At 66.4% G+C, this 14,547-nt stretch carries 17 protein-coding genes; 10 read left to right on the top strand and 7 right to left on the bottom strand.

From position 1 onward, the window contains the following. Window positions 1-161: 161 nt before the first annotated feature. On the bottom strand, window positions 162-1,307 hold the full coding sequence (locus HL653_RS13405) for an MBL fold metallo-hydrolase (RefSeq protein WP_171744955.1): 1,146 nt from the start codon (window positions 1,305-1,307) through the stop codon (window positions 162-164). 164 nt (window positions 1,308-1,471) lie between these two features. Between HL653_RS13405 and HL653_RS13400 the strand changes: the two genes are divergently transcribed. The 7 genes from HL653_RS13400 (at window position 1,472) to HL653_RS13370 (ending at window position 7,170) form a co-directional block, all read left to right on the top strand. After that, a complete protein-coding gene (locus HL653_RS13400; RefSeq protein ID WP_171746968.1) occupies window positions 1,472-1,867 on the top strand; it encodes an MAPEG family protein in 396 nt (131 codons plus the stop codon). Window positions 1,868-2,121: 254 nt separating this feature from the next. Then, a complete protein-coding gene (gene crcB / locus HL653_RS13395; RefSeq protein ID WP_171744954.1) occupies window positions 2,122-2,502 on the top strand; it encodes a fluoride efflux transporter CrcB in 381 nt (126 codons plus the stop codon). Further along, a complete protein-coding gene (locus HL653_RS13390; protein WP_171744953.1) occupies window positions 2,499-3,614 on the top strand; it encodes an RluA family pseudouridine synthase in 1,116 nt (371 codons plus the stop codon). Before crcB ends, HL653_RS13390 begins: the two co-directional genes overlap by 4 nt. A 170-nt stretch (window positions 3,615-3,784) precedes the next feature. Beyond that, complete coding sequence (locus HL653_RS13385) at window positions 3,785-4,384, top strand: FMN-binding negative transcriptional regulator (protein ID WP_171744952.1); 600 nt, start codon at window positions 3,785-3,787, stop codon at window positions 4,382-4,384. Then, window positions 4,381-5,040, top strand: a complete 660-nt coding sequence (locus HL653_RS13380; RefSeq protein ID WP_171744951.1) for an HAD-IA family hydrolase — start codon at window positions 4,381-4,383, stop codon at window positions 5,038-5,040. The genes HL653_RS13385 and HL653_RS13380 overlap by 4 nt, the downstream gene beginning before the upstream one ends. Continuing rightward, complete coding sequence (locus HL653_RS13375; protein WP_171744950.1) at window positions 5,037-5,717, top strand: ATP12 family chaperone protein; 681 nt, start codon at window positions 5,037-5,039, stop codon at window positions 5,715-5,717. Before HL653_RS13380 ends, HL653_RS13375 begins: the two co-directional genes overlap by 4 nt. 622 nt (window positions 5,718-6,339) lie before the next feature. Further along, window positions 6,340-7,170, top strand: a complete 831-nt coding sequence (locus tag HL653_RS13370; protein ID WP_171744949.1) for a PEPxxWA-CTERM sorting domain-containing protein — start codon at window positions 6,340-6,342, stop codon at window positions 7,168-7,170. A 59-nt stretch (window positions 7,171-7,229) separates the two neighbouring features. On the opposite strand, the gene HL653_RS13365 is transcribed toward HL653_RS13370, so the two are convergent. After that, entirely contained in the window at window positions 7,230-7,781 is a 552-nt protein-coding gene (locus HL653_RS13365; RefSeq protein WP_171744948.1) for a hypothetical protein, read from the bottom strand. A gap of 35 nt (window positions 7,782-7,816) precedes the next feature. Then, window positions 7,817-8,458: a guanylate kinase gene (gmk, locus tag HL653_RS13360; protein WP_171744947.1), complete on the bottom strand. Its 642-nt coding sequence runs from the start codon at window positions 8,456-8,458 to the stop codon at window positions 7,817-7,819. 94 nt (window positions 8,459-8,552) lie between these two features. Here gmk and HL653_RS13355 point away from each other — a divergent pair, with 94 nt between their 5' ends. Continuing rightward, window positions 8,553-9,107 (top strand): DUF2585 domain-containing protein, encoded by a 555-nt coding sequence (locus tag HL653_RS13355; protein ID WP_171744946.1) that lies wholly within the window; start codon window positions 8,553-8,555, stop codon window positions 9,105-9,107. A gap of 97 nt (window positions 9,108-9,204) precedes the next feature. Then, entirely contained in the window at window positions 9,205-9,396 is a 192-nt protein-coding gene (locus HL653_RS13350) for a hypothetical protein (protein ID WP_171744945.1), read from the top strand. 36 nt (window positions 9,397-9,432) lie between these two features. Here HL653_RS13350 and HL653_RS13345 read toward each other — a convergent pair whose 3' ends face one another. The 3 genes from HL653_RS13345 to fumC form a co-directional block, all read right to left on the bottom strand. After that, a complete protein-coding gene (locus tag HL653_RS13345; protein ID WP_171744944.1) occupies window positions 9,433-9,639 on the bottom strand; it encodes a hypothetical protein in 207 nt (68 codons plus the stop codon). Beyond that, entirely contained in the window at window positions 9,636-9,857 is a 222-nt protein-coding gene (locus HL653_RS13340) for a hypothetical protein (protein ID WP_171744943.1), read from the bottom strand. Before HL653_RS13340 ends, HL653_RS13345 begins: the two co-directional genes overlap by 4 nt. 245 nt (window positions 9,858-10,102) lie before the next feature. After that, window positions 10,103-11,494 (bottom strand): class II fumarate hydratase, encoded by a 1,392-nt coding sequence (gene fumC, locus HL653_RS13335; RefSeq protein WP_171744942.1) that lies wholly within the window; start codon window positions 11,492-11,494, stop codon window positions 10,103-10,105. Between the two features lie 76 nt (window positions 11,495-11,570). Here fumC and HL653_RS13330 point away from each other — a divergent pair, with 76 nt between their 5' ends. Further along, complete coding sequence (locus tag HL653_RS13330; RefSeq protein ID WP_171744941.1) at window positions 11,571-12,275, top strand: glutathione binding-like protein; 705 nt, start codon at window positions 11,571-11,573, stop codon at window positions 12,273-12,275. A gap of 231 nt (window positions 12,276-12,506) precedes the next feature. Here the strand turns inward: HL653_RS13330 and HL653_RS13325 are convergent, their stop codons facing one another. Then, complete coding sequence (locus HL653_RS13325; protein WP_253718088.1) at window positions 12,507-14,459, bottom strand: TonB-dependent siderophore receptor; 1,953 nt, start codon at window positions 14,457-14,459, stop codon at window positions 12,507-12,509. Window positions 14,460-14,547 lie beyond the last annotated feature (88 nt).

The raw sequence follows: 14,547 nt of genomic DNA, 5'->3' as shown, positions 1-14,547 counted from the left end.
TCAAGGGTTCAAGCGAAATGGTGCGGATCGAATCGGAAGTCGGACGACCGCATCGCTCGCCACGTCTACTATCGTCACGCCGGACTGGTTCCGGGGCCATCGGGCGGTGGACGCGGCGAGCCGAGGGGCGGATGCCGGAGCAAGTCCGGCATGACGGGACGTTACGGAAGCGACGGGACGTCCCAATTCCGCCCCACCTCCAGCGCGCGGAAGCGATCGGGGGCTATATGTTGTGCGGCCAGCGTCTTGCGCAGCAGGGCCGGCGGCTCGTCCATGCCCTCGTTCGAGAGTCGGAACGTGCCCCAATGGACCGCCAGCGCGTTCGCCGCACCCAGCGCCTTGAACGCCGCTACCGCCTCGACCGGGCCGATATGGTTGCCGGACATCATCTCGCGCGGCTGATAGGCGCCGATCGGCAGCAGAGCGAGGCGATAGGGTCCGTCATGCGCGGCGTCCTTCGGCCAGCTGCCGTCACCCCAGCCGGTGTCGCCCGCGAAGAACAGATTGCCGCCCGGCAGCGTCACCGTGAAACCGGACCACAGCGCGCGATTCCGATCCGCCATCCAGCGCGATCCCCAATGGTGGACGCGCTCGGGGATCACCTCGATCGGCTCGATGCGCGTGCCATCGGCCAGCGTCCGCCCGGGGCGCACCTGCACAGGCTCGCCCCAGTCCTTCGCCACCGCTTTGGCGCCGCCCGCCTGCGCGATCACCGTATCGTTGCCGAGGCTCGTCACGATCAGGGGGCGATCCCGCTCCCACAGCCGCGTCAACGTCACGGTATCCAGATGATCCCAGTGATCGTGGCTGATCAGGACCAGATCGATCTTCGGCAGATCCTCGAAGCGGATGCCCGGATCGCGCACGCGCGACGGGCCGGTGATGCCGAACGGGCCGGAATGCTGCGCATAGATGGGGTCTGTCAGGATATTGATCCCGCCCGCCTGCACCAGCACGGTGGCGTGACCGATCCAGGTGACGACCATGCGGCGCGGATCGACCTGGGCCACCGGATGCCCCGGCTTCGTCGCGACATGAACCGGCCATGCGCTGCGATCCTTGCCCGAAAGGAAGCGGACCAGCATCGCCGCCGGAACGCGCTTCTGCGTGCCGCCCGTGCCGAATTCGCCGTCGGGATTGAAGAAATGCGCGCCGTCATAATGGCCGCTCACCGGCCCTCTATAATAGATGCGATCCAGAAACGGCGGCACCACCACGGGCGCCAGCACCAGCAGGATGAGAAGGAACAGCAGGGCCGTGCCCATCCGGCGCAGCCATCCCCATTTGGTGCGAACCTTATCCGTCATGGGCGGCGCCCATCGGTGGCCCGGCGCATTTTGTCCAGTCTTCGGCCAATCTTGCTCGCCCTGACACCGATCCGTATTGCGAGCCTAATACAGTTCGACTATCATTACGACAGCGAAACATCGTCTCCGGCGCCTGCGCGGAGTCACGGAACAGGAGCATGACGATGCGGATCGAGATGACATTGCTGGGCGCGACGATCATTCTCGCGATCGTACAGGTGCTGCTCGCCGCGCAGGCCAAGACGATGCAATATGGCACGAAGTGGAACATGGGCGCGCGCGACGAGGATCTGCCGCCGCTCAATCCGCTCGCCGGCCGCCTCGTGCGCGCACAGGCCAATCTGTTCGAGACGCTGCCGCTCTTCATCGGCGCCCTGCTCGGCGCGGCCTATGCGGGCAAGCTGGGCGACCTGACCGCGATCGGCGCCGGCCTCTATTTCGGCGGCCGCGTTCTTTATGTTCCGCTCTATGCGGCGGGCGTGCCCGTGATCCGCACGCTCGTCTGGATGGCGTCTTCGGTCGGCATAGTGCTGATCCTGTGGGCGCTGCTGTTCGGCTGAGAGGTATTTGTCGAAATGCGAGGACGATCGCATTTCGAGGCGGCACCGGCCCGCTCCCCCACGCATGGGCCCAGCAAAGTATTACTTTGCTGGGAACCCGACGGCCTCCCAAACAGAGTATCCTAGAGGGGAGGCCGGGTGAGGGAGCGGGCCGGTGCCGCCATGCGCCGGAAGGCGCATCTCAAACAGACTCCGAGCGCCCCTGCGCGAGGGTTACCGGTTGCCAACCTGCCGGGACTCTCTAGACGGCATCTATGCCCCCGCTTTTCCTCGTCATGATCGGCGGCGCCATCGGCGCCGGTTTCCGCTTCCACATCGGCAATGTCGCGCTCCGCAATCTGGGGCCGCATTTCCCATGGGGAACATGGATCATCAACCTGCTCGGCGGCCTGCTGATGGGCGTGCTCGCAGCTACCCTCGCCAAGGGTCCCGCGCTGCAGGGCGAGCCGCTGCGCCTGTTCCTGGGCGTGGGCGTGCTGGGCGGCTTCACCACCTTTTCCGCCTTCAGCCTGGAGACGGCGAACATGCTGATGCGAGGGCAACCCGTGCAGGCGGCGGCCTATGCCGTGTCGTCGGTGGCCGGATCGGTTCTGATGCTGCTCGTCGGCATGGTCGCGACGCGAGCGATCGGATGAGCGCGGACAAGCCCCTCCCCGCCGACGAGGCGCGCAGCTTCACGATCGCGGACGACGATCACGACATCCGCCTGGATCGCTGGTTCAAGCGGCACATGCCGGATGCGAGCTTCAACATCGTCTCGCGCTGGGCGCGTACCGGCCAGTTGCGACTGGACGGCAAGCGGGTCGCGCCCGGCGACCGGATCGCCGCCGGACAGGTCCTGCGCGTGCCGCCGCTGGAAGCCCTGCCCGAGCCCGCGCCGCGCACGAAGAAGGAACGGCCGCCGCTGTCGGCCGAGGATCAGGAGTTTATCGAGAGCCTCGTGATCCACCGGGATCGCGCCGCGATCGTGATCAACAAGCCGCCCGGCCTCGCCACGCAGGGCGGCACCAAGACGGATCGCCATGTCGACGGCCTGCTCGATGGCCTGCGCTTCGAGGCGGAGGGGCGACCCAAGCTCGTCCACCGACTCGACAAGGATACGTCCGGCGCCCTGCTGCTCGCGCGCTCGGCGGGCACGGCCGCGCATTTCGCCAAGGCCTTTTCCAGCCGCACCGCCAAGAAGCTCTACTGGGCGCTGATCGTCGGCGTGCCCTCGATCGAGGACGGCACGATCGAACTGCCGATCGGCAAGCAGCCGGGCACGGGCGGCGAGAAGATGTATGTCGACGAGAAAGAGGGCCTGCCCGCGCGCACCCGCTATCGCGTCGTCGAACGCGCCGGCAACGCCGCCGCCTGGGTCGAGTTGCAGCCCTTCACCGGGCGCACGCACCAGTTGCGCGTCCACATGGCCGCGATAGGCCACCCGATCGTGGGCGACGGCAAATATGGCGGGCAGGATGCGTTCGTCTCCGGCGGGGTGAGCCGCAAACTGCATCTGCACGCGCGCCGCATCCGCATCGATCATCCGGACGGCGGCAAGCTGGACGTGACGGCCGAGCCGCCGAGGCATTTCCTCGAAAGCCTCCAGCATCTGGGCTTCGACATGTCGCTGGGCGACGCGCTGCCGATCGACGAGCCCAAGTTCAGCGAGACTGCCGAAGGCAAGAAGAAGGCCGCCAACGCCGCCGCTAAGGCCCGCCGCAAGGAGCGCAAGGGCGAGAGGCGGTCGCGCAGCGGCACGAAGTGACGCTCCCCGGATCATCACTTCTCATCGCCATTCAAAAAGCCACCCTGTCATCCTGAACCTGTTTCAGGATCCATGGACCGACCTGCCCCTACGCGGCTCGCGTGAAGACAGCGCAGGACATGGATCCTGAAACAAGTTCAGGATGACGTTTCTCGCCGTATAGAAGTCCCATGATCCCTCACCCCGCCTTCCGCTGGACCGACGAGCCCGCGCTGCGCGACTTCATCGCGCACGCTTCGTTCGCGCTGATCGCGGTGGCGGTCGAGGGCAGGGTGATGACCGCGCAGGCGCCGCTCGCCTTCGATGCGACGGGCGCCCTCGCCTTTCACCTCGCCCGCAACAATGCGATCGTCCCGCATCTCGACGGCCGCCCCGTCATCGCCACCGTGCTGGGCGAGCAGGGCTATATCAGCCCGGACTGGTATGGGACGGACGATCAGGTCCCCACCTGGAATTACCGCCTCGCCGAGATCGAGGGCATGGCCCGCAGGCTGGATGACGCCGCCCTCGTCGATCAGCTCGATCGCCTGAGCGCCGCGCAGGAAGCCCTGCTCGCCCCCAAGGCGCCGTGGACGCGCGACAAGATGAACCCCACCCGCTTCGCCGCCATGACCAAGGCGATCACGGGCTTCGCCATCACCGACGCCGCGATCCGCGGCACGGCCAAGTTCGGCCAGAACAAGAGCGAGGCCGAAGCGGCCGGCGCCATCGCCGCCCTGCGCGCGATCGGCCGCGACGATCTCGCGTCATCCATGGAGAATGCCCGATGAACCGCCTCGCCGTCTTCGATTGTGACGGGACGCTCGTGGATTCGCAGGGCGTGATCTGCCAGTCGATCGAGCTGGCCTTCACCGGCCACGGTCTGGTGGCGCCGACGCGCGCCGCCTCGCGGTCGATCATCGGCCTGTCCGTGGTGCAGGCGATGGCGGTGCTGCATCCGGAGGGTTCGCCCGAGGAGCATGAGGCGCTCGGCACCACCTATAAGACCAGCTTCGCCGGCCTGCGCCAGCAGGGCCTCGCCGACGAGCCGCTTTATGACGGCATCGTCGAGGCGATCGAAGGACTGGACGCGCGCGGCTGGCTGCTCGGCGTCGCCACCGGCAAGTCCGATCGCGGGCTCGGCCACGTGCTGGAGAAGCATGGCCTGCATCGCCGCTTCGTGACGCTGCAGACCGCCGACCGCCACCCCTCCAAGCCGCACCCCTCGATGCTGTGGCAGGCGATGGCCGATGCGGGCTCGGGCCCCGGCACCACCGCGATGATCGGCGACACCAGCTACGATATGGAGATGGCCAAGGCCGCCGGCTGCCGCGCGATCGGCGTGGCGTGGGGCTACCACTCGGCCGACATGCTGCGTGAGGCCGGCGCCGATGCCGTCGCCACCCACGCGTCCGAACTGATCGCGCTGATCGAGGCGATGCCGTGAAGCGCTTCTACAAGGAGGTTTCGGTCGCGGAGGGCACGATCCTGCTCGACGGGCGCGGCGTGAAGACCCCCGCGCGGGCCGCGCTCGCAGTGCCCTTCCCCGCGTTGGCCGAGGCGATTGCGGATGAGTGGCGCGCGCAGGGCGAGGAGATCGATCCGCGCGCCATGCCGATGACCGGCCTCGCCAATGCCGCGATCGACCGCGTCGCGCCCGATCCGGTCGCCTTCGCACGCCCGCTGGCGGCTTATGCCGCGACCGACCTTCTCTGCTACCGCGCCGACAGCCCGCCCGAGCTGATCGCGGAGGAAGCGGTGGCGTGGGATCCGCTGCTCGACTGGGCGCGCGAGCGATACGACATCCACTTCGTCACCACGTCCGGCATCGTCCACACCGCCCAGCCGCCCGCGACGATCGCGCGGCTGGGCGAGGCGCTCGCCGCGCGCGATGCGTTCGCGCTGGCGGCCATGTCCCCGCTCGTCACGATCGGCGGATCCCTGGTCGTGGCGCTGGCCGTGGCCGAAGGCGGGATCGACGCGGGCGATGCGTTCGACGCCGCGCATCTCGACGAGCTGTGGCAGGCGCGCCAGTGGGGTGAGGATGCGCTGGCGACCGAAACGCGCGACCGCCGCCGCCAGGATTTCCTGAACGCCGCGCGCTTCATCCTGCTCGCCCGTTAGGCGTTTCGGCAGCGGGCACACTCGCCTGCTGCCCCCGGACATCGCGGCCCAACGCCCCGCGGGACTCCGATCGCGTGTGAAAAGAAACGGCGATGGTTCCGAACCCAGCAGAGCCATCCAGTCCTGCACTGTAAAAGCCGCATGACCGCGAGGTCGCGCGCCCTCGCGAAGACAGGCCCGTCAAAGACGATCGCACCCTGAGGGGCGGATTCGACGTCATCGGAGCGCGCGTCGCCGAGACTCGGCGGTCCCGGCCGATTCTCGCTCGCAGGTTTCCTCATTTCTGGCGGAATATGGCGTTTTTTCCGCGATGCGCTTTGCTTGATCGCATGCGCCCGTCATTTGCCGCATTGCAGCAAAGATGAACTAATCCAGACTCTCAGTTATTTGAACTGCATTATTCCGCAAATGAAACGTCAGCAGAAAACAGCCACGATATAAAGTTAACAGTATAAATTCGAACTGTTAACCATCAATCTTCTTTGTAATTATCTGTTAACAGGATAATTATTGCTCATCGAGCAATCGATCTGACGATATTTCGCAGTTTTCTAAGGAAAACCGTTTTAAGATCAAAGTAAAACTTCTTCAGTAACCTATTCGCGTAGACAGGGGTGTATGTATGCGTAACGTTTTTGGTTCGATCACGAAGAAGGGCGCTCGCGTCGCCGTCACGGCCGCGTTCGCGCTGGCGACCAGCGGCTCCGCCTGGGCGGCCTCCACGATTTCCAGCAATGCGACGGACCTGCAGGTCTCGCTGTCCCTGCTGGGGATCACGCCGTCGCTGACGGTTGGCACGGCCAGCGGCAGCGGTCCGGGCGCGTATAGCAACAGCAACAGCCCCACGACGGTCAATACGACGCTGGGCCTGGGCACGCTGCTTGGCCAGAGCGTCTCCACGGGCCTGCTGAGCGCGTCCGCCTCGTCCGACGGCACGACCGGGCAGGCCAATGCCACGGTCAACGGGCTGACGCTGGGCCTCAACGCCCTGTTCACCAGCTTCCTCTCGGTCAGCTCGGGCGTCATCTCGTCGACGACGACGTTCGACGGCTCCAGCTTCCTCGGCGTCAGCAGCATCGCCAATCTCGCCGTGAACAGCGCGGTGCTGACGCTGCCGCTCAACGCCAGCGCGCTGGTCTCGACGGCGGCCAATCGGACGCTGGTCGATATTCTCGGCCTGAAGATCACGCTCAACGAACAGATCGCCTCGGACACGACCAGCAACGGCATCAACACCCGTTCGCTGACGACCAACGCGCTCCACGTCTCCTATAACGATTTCGCGTTCGGCGGCGGCCTCCTGAACGGCGACGTGATCGTCGGCCAGAGCCAGGTCATCGCCACGCAGCCGGTGCCGGAACCGGCGACCTGGGCGATGATGATCCTGGGCTTCGGGATGATCGGCGCCATGCTCCGCCGCCACAAGCGGACGGCGGTCGCCACCCCCGCATGACGTCTCCCTCGTAAGGGAGGTGGCCCCGGATCGCACCGCGATCCGGGGCCTTTTTTTGTTCAGGCGGTGCGAGCGGGGATGAACCAGCGCGCGATGACGAGCCCGGCGGCGCACATCATCGCCAGGTCGGCGAAGAGGCCGTAAATCGCATAGCGCCAGGAACCGTGCATCCAGATCGGATCGCTGGTCGTGATCATCACCACCGTCGCCGCCGAGAAACCCACCACCAGCCGCGCGCGCGAGGCGAAGTCGGTCACGCGCCCCGCCACCGCATACAGGCTGAGCCCGATCAGCAGCGACACGATCACTTCCTGGATGAAGCCGCCGATCATCGCGGAGGGATCGGCGGTCGAGAAACCGGCGGTGTTGAAATTCACGAGCGCGGTCGGCCCCTTGCCGTACAGCACCGATCCGTTCGGCGTTTCGGGATTGGGGATCAGATAATAGCCGCTCGCCGGCAGATTCTGCGCGAGCGCCAGTTGCACGGTCGCGCCCTGCGCCTCGGTCGCGCTCGATATGCCGATGCGGTTGAGCGGGGTCGCCCAGAAAAGAAACCCCACGATGAACATCGCGATGCCGCCTGCGATGCTGCCCAGCAGAACCCGGATCATGTATTCGCCTCCCAACGTTCGAGGCGAAGACTATGTCAGCCAGCCGCGCTCATCAATTTCCGCGCGAAACCGATCAATCCGGTCTGGCGCGAACGACGCAAACGCTCGGCCTGCAGGATCGTTCTCACTTCGGCGAAGCACTGATCGACATCGTCGTTGATCAGCACATAATCATAGCCGTCCCAGTGGCTGATCTCGGCGGCGGCGCGCTGCATGCGGGCGGCGATCACCTCGTCATTGTCCGTGCCGCGCGAGGCGAGGCGACGGCCCAGTTCCTCCACCGAGGGCGGCAGGATGAAGACGCGCACGACATCGCCGCCGGCCTTCTGGAACAGCTGCTGCGCGCCCTGCCAGTCGATATCGAACAGCACGTCCTGCCCGGCGGCCAGCGCCTCCAGCACCGGCTTTTCGGGCGTGCCGTAGCGATTGTCGAAAACGTGCGCCCATTCGATCAGTTCGCCCTCGGCCACCATCTCCTTGAAGCGGGGCACGTCGGTGAAGTGATAATCCTTGCCGTCGACCTCGCCCGGACGCGGAGGCCGGGTCGTGACCGAGACGGACATGGAGATTTCGGGATCGCTGGCGAGCAGCATACGCGCAATCGTCGATTTGCCGGCGCCCGAGGGCGAGGACAGAACGAAGAGAACGCCGCGATGATCGAGGCCGTGACGGGGCATGGGGGCTCTTGTCGTCCCACAGCGCCTTCGTCAACATCGCATCGATGAGAGATGCTGCGGACGGCCCCGAAAATGTCACCGAGGATCGCACCGCATGACGGGACGACGTGCCGCGATCGTCGCGTGCCTGATCCTGATCGCGACGGCGGCCATCCTGCTCGCCATGGGGCGGCCGCCCATCTGCACCTGCGGCCGTGTCGCGCTGTGGCATGGCGCGATCGATGCCGGGAACAGCCAGCACATCGCCGACTGGTATTCGCCCAGTCACCTGATCCACGGCCTGCTCTTCTATGCGGCCGCCTGGGCGCTGCTCCCCCGCTGGCCGATGCCTGCGCGCTATCTGCCGGCGCTGCTGATCGAGGCGATGTGGGAGATCGTCGAGAACAGTCCCGTCATCATCGATCGCTATCGTACCGCCACGATGGCGCTGGGTTATGAGGGCGACAGCGTCCTCAATTCGCTCTGCGACATCGGCTTCATGTCGCTCGGCTTCTGGCTGGCGCGCCGCCTGCCCGTGCCGGCCTCGATCATACTCGCGATCGGGTTCGAGTTGCTCACTCTCGCGGTGATCCGCGACAATCTGACGCTGAACGTGCTGATGCTGGTCTGGCCGATCGAGGCCATCCGGACATGGCAGGCCGGGCTCTGATAACCGGGCGCGTCATGTTTCCCCGCCGAAACAGACCTGCAATCGGCGCGCGATCCGCGAACGGGATACGGACAGGGCACGCGGAGGGACCGGCGCCATGCCTTGCTATCGATTATTCTATCGCAGCGCGGAGGGCGAACGCTTCACCGCCAGCGAAGTGCTGGGGGAATGCACGGACGATCGCGCCGCGCTCATGATGCTGGCCGATCATGTACGCGGCGGCGATGTCGAATTGTGGGAACGCGACCGGCTGGTCGCGATCGTCAAGGCCGTCGTGAAGGCGGCCTGAAAGTCTGGATGCGAGATGCGCCGATCAGGCGCATCTTCAAGCTGCCGGGCCGGCCTTCTTCGCCTTGCGGCGATCATAGGCCTTCTTCGCGACATACGCGCCGCCGAGCAGCAGGCCGAACGAGCCCAGCCGCTTGATCACGCTGGGCGCCACCGCGCCGATCACCGCGCCCTTCACGCCGCTGTCGCCGTCGCGGCGATCGATTTCGCGGCCCACGAGGGCGCCGAGGAGCTTGCCGATCATGCGTTCACGTCCTTCTGTTCACCGAATACCGCATCCTTGGCCGCGCCGAGCCCGCGCAGCACCGCCCAGCCGATCGCATAGGTGATCACCACCGGGATCGCGACCTTCAGCACGTTGGCGGTGATCGCGCCGACCAGCGCGCCATCGGCCGCGCTGTCATCGCCACTCATCCCGTCGATCGCACCGCCGACAAGGGCTCCAATCGTCGTCGCACTCACGTCGAAAAACCTCCGATATGTCTCGGCAAAGGAGCGCGTGAACCGGCCATCGGTTCCGCCCCCGTGACGAGTTTTTAGCGAATCCTCGCCTCCCGGGAAGAGAGTTGGGAAGTCGGTCCAACACTATTCCGTTCGTGCTGAGCCTGTCGAAGCACCGTCCTTCTTCTCTCGAACACGAAGAAAGAACGGCACTTCGACAAGCTCAGTGCAAACGAAGGTGAATTCTTTTCGGGAAGGGGAACCGCTCACCGCCCCAGCATCGTCTCCGGCACCACCAGCCGGTCGAACGTCACGTCGTCCACCAGCCCCAGCGCCTTGCCCGCCTCGCGCAGCGTCAGCCCCTCGTGGTGCGCGTGCTTGGCGATCCTGGCGGCATTGTCGTAGCCGATCTCGGGCGCCAGCGCCGTCACCAGCATCAGCGAGCGATCGAGCAGTTCGGAGATGCGCGCGCGATTGGGCTCCAGCCCCTCCAATGCGCGCGCGCGGAAGCTGTCCATGCCCACGCTCAGCAGATCGATCGAGCGCAACACGGTCGCGCCGATCAGGGGCTTGAACACGTTCAGCTCCATATGCCCCTGCATGCCGCCGACCGTGACGGCGACATGATTGCCCATCACCTGCGCCGCCACCATCGTCAGCATCTCGCACTGGGTGGGGTTCACCTTGCCCGGCATGATCGAGCTGCCCGGCTCATTCTCCGGCAACGAAAGCTCGCCCAGCCCGCAACGCGGCCCCGATCCCAGCAAGCGGATGTCGTTCGCGATCTTCGTAAGCGACACGGCGAGGCTGTTCAGCCGCCCGGAGAAATCCACGAGCGTGTCATGCGTCGCCAGCGCCTCGAACTTGTTGGGCGCGGTCTCGAACGCGAAGCCGGTGATCGCGCTGATCTCGCGCGCAATATCCTCGGCGAAGCCCTTGGGCGCGTTCAGCCCCGTCCCCACCGCCGTGCCGCCCTGCGCCAGTTTGGAAAGGCCATGCTCCACCAGCGGCTCAGTGCGCGTGCGGGCGAGGCGGATCTGCGCATAATAGCCGGAGAATTCGTCACCCAGCGTCAGCGGCGTCGCGTCCTGCAAATGGGTGCGGCCGATCTTGACGATATCGTCCCACGCCCTGGCCTTCTCCAGCAGCGTGCCTTCCAGCCGCTCCATCGCCGGGATCAGTTTATCACGCGCCGCCAGCGCCGCCGCGATGTGCATCGCGGTGGGGAAACTGTCGTTCGAGGACTGGCCGCGATTGACGTCGTCATTGGGGTGGACGGGTGACTTTCCGCCGCGTGTGCCGGTCAGCATCTCGTTCGCGCGCCCGGCGATCACTTCGTTGACGTTCATGTTGCTCTGCGTGCCCGAGCCCGTCTGCCAGATGACGAGCGGGAACTGATCGTCATGCTGGCCCGCGATCACCTCGGCCGCCGCCGCCTCGATCGCATCGGCCTTGTCCGCCGCCAGACCATGCGCGCGGTTCACCCGCGCCGCCGCCTGCTTCACCACCGCCAGCGCGTGCACGATACCGATCGGCATCCGCTCGCGCTCGCCGAACGGGAAGTTCGCGATCGATCGCTGGGTCTGCGCGCCCCAATAGGCGTCGGCCGGAACGTCGATGGGGCCGAAGCTGTCGGTTTCGATGCGGGTGTCGGTCATGGCGTGCGAAATCTCCTGCCGTCTGGCGCCGCGTGGGGCCGATACCTAGATGGCGGCTTCGTCCACAGGAGCAACCATGGCCGATCTTTCTTCTTTCCCGATCACCACCCGCTGGCCCGCGCAGCACCCCGATCGCATCCAGCTCTACTCTCTGCCTACGCCCAACGGCGTGAAGGTCTCGATCATGCTGGAAGAGACCGGCCTCGCTTATGAGCCGCACGCGATCAATATCGGCGCGAACGAAACGTGGACGCCCGAATATCTCTCGCTGAATCCGAACGGCAAGATTCCCGCCATCCTGGATCCCAACGGTCCCGACGGAAAACCGCTGGCCCTGTTCGAAAGCGGCGCGATCCTGATCTATCTGGCCGAGAAAAGCGGCCAGTTCCTCCCCGCCGATCCCGCGCGCCGCTACGAGACGATCGCCTGGCTGATGCTGCAGATGGGCGGCATCGGCCCGATGTTCGGCCAGCTCGGCTTCTTCCATAAATTCGCCGGCCGCGAGTTTGAGGACAAGCGTCCGCGCGATCGGTATCTCAATGAAACCAAGCGCCTGCTGGGCGTACTGGACACGCGCCTGAAGGATCGCACCTGGATCATGGGCGACGACTATACGATCGCGGACATGGCGATCGTCGGCTGGATCCGCACGCTGACCGGCTTCTACAAAGCGAGCGAGCTGGTGGGCTACGAGCAGTTCGGCGCGGTGGACGCCTGGTATCAGCGCTGCCTCGCGAGGCCGGCGGTGCAGCGCGGGCTGGAGATTCCGGCGAGACCCTGACCGCCTTCACCCCTCCCCTCCGTTCGTGCTGAGCGAAGTCGAAGCACGGTCCGCACGCGCTCCGCTGGCAGCACGCCCTTCGACTGCGCTCAGGGCGAACGGGTGGAAGGCCCCTTCCCTCTCGTCATTGCGAGGGGCATAGCCCCGCGGCAATCCAGTCCCGACGGTGCGGGACTGGATTGCTTCGCTGCGCTCGCAATGACGGGCGCTTGGAGGGATGCCGGGTGAGGATCACCCCCCGTATTTCACGCCGATCCAGAACGTCCGTGGCGTCCCATAATCCATCGATCCGCCCGCATTGCGGGTCACCACATGCACGTTGGCCATATTCTCCACCCGCCCGACGAGCGTGAGCTTGTGCCCCAGCGGCAGCGTCGCCACCCCATCCACCGTGGTCACCGCGCGCAGCACGTCGGTCTGCAGATCATCCTCATATTGCTTGCCGATATGGCGGACCGTGGCCGAGAGCGACGGCCCGCCGGTCGGCGCCCACGCCACCGTCGCCGCGACGTTCTGGCGCGGGCTCTGCGCGGGGATGAAGCCGTCGAGCCCCGCCGCCACGCCCGAGGCATGGACGCGCGAGGCGTTGAATGCGTAGCTCGCCACCAGCGAGAAAGGCCCCTGCTTCACCGAGGCCGACGCCTCGATCCCCTTGGCGACGATCGCATCCACATTCATGCGCCGGCGCGTATTGGTCGCCACCGTCACGTTGGCGATCGCATCCTCCAGCCGGTTGGTGAACGCCGTCACGTTCAGCGCCACGCCCGGAAGCGGCGTGAGGTCGATCCCGGCCTCGGCGCCGCGCAGCCGCTCCATCTTCAGGTCGGCATTGGCCTGCGTCGTGATCGGGAACACCACGAACGGGCGATACAATTCGTTCAGCGTCGGCAGGCGGAAGCCGGTATAGGCCGCCGCGCGCACCGCCACGATCGGCGCGATCTGCCAGTGCGCGCCGACGCGGCCCGTGGCGCGCGTGCCGTCATGGTTGGCATAGCTGTTGTTCGTGCTCAGCACGCCCGCCGCCGTCCGCTCTCGCAGGAAGCCGTCGTCGATGCTCCAGCGATCGACGCGCCCGCCGCCCGTCAGGATCAGGTCGCCCAGCGTCCACTCATCCTCGGCGAACAGGCCGGCCGTCGTCTGGTTGCCGCCCGCATTGCGGCGGAGCGTCAGCGCGCCGGTCGTCGCATTGTAGCTGTCCTCGAACAATTCGCCCGAGGAGCGGCGGAAGTCCGCGCCCACGCGCAGCATGTGGCGGTCGCCCACCGGCGGGCGCAGCTCGATCTTGCCACCCACGCCCAGAGCGGGCGTATCGCGCTGGTCCAACGACAGGCGGAAGCTGGTGGCGCTGATCACCTTGTTGGTGAAGTTGCGGACCTGCACATAGCCGACCGCATCCACCGCCCAGTCACCGCGATGGATCAGGCGGACGCTCGCATCCTCGCCGCTCGTGCTGCTGTCCGCGCCCTGGAAGCGCAAAGTGCGATTGTCGCGCAGCACGGAGACGCTCGTCTGCAATTCGGTCAGTTCGTCGATCGGCGCCACCGCGCGGATCGCGGTCGACCAGTCGCGATAGCGCGCCCGCGCCGTAGCGGACACGCGCTGAGAGTCCGGCGTGGTGTAGAAGCCGTCGCTGCGATCATAGCGCCCCGACACCGCCACATAGCCCTTGCCCACGTCGGGCGCGGCCGTCGCGGCCAGCTGCACGGAATCGAAGCTGCCGTAGAAAGCCGAGGCGGAGACGGGCGGCAATTCGCTCCGCCCCGCGCTCACCAGTTCGATCGTGCCCGAGAGCGCGCCGACGCCGAACGCGCCCGTCCCGCCGCCGCGCGTGACGCGCACCTCCGAAAGCCGGTCGGCCGAGAGCGCGTTGAACGGGACATAGCCGAAGAAGGGATCCACGATCGGCACGCCGTCCAGCAGCACCAATGTCCGGCTTGAGGCGTTGCCGCCCAGCGCGCGCAGCGTGAGGCCCTGTGCGGAGGGGTTGGCCGATCGACTGTCCGACCGGCGGAACTGCTGGAGCCCCGCCACATCGGCCAGCACATTCTCCACCTTGCCCGACGCATCGCCGGTCAGGCGCGCGCGATCGATGACGACATTGTCATAGGCCGCGTCGGATTGCGGCCGCGCGAGCCCCGATCCCAGGACGATGATATCCGCCGGAGCGTCCGCAGCCTCCGCCATCGCCGCCGAACCGCCCAGGCCCGACGCGATCGCGCCCATCCACATGATCGTCTTCAAGCTCGCCCCTCTTATCTTTCTTGCCGGTTCC

Origin of the sequence: Sphingomonas sp. AP4-R1, from assembly GCF_013113735.1 — a bacterium.
Lineage (GTDB): Bacteria > Pseudomonadota > Alphaproteobacteria > Sphingomonadales > Sphingomonadaceae > Sphingomonas_I.
Note: the sequence above shows the minus strand (reverse complement) of the source record. Positions and strands in the feature narration are given on the sequence as shown.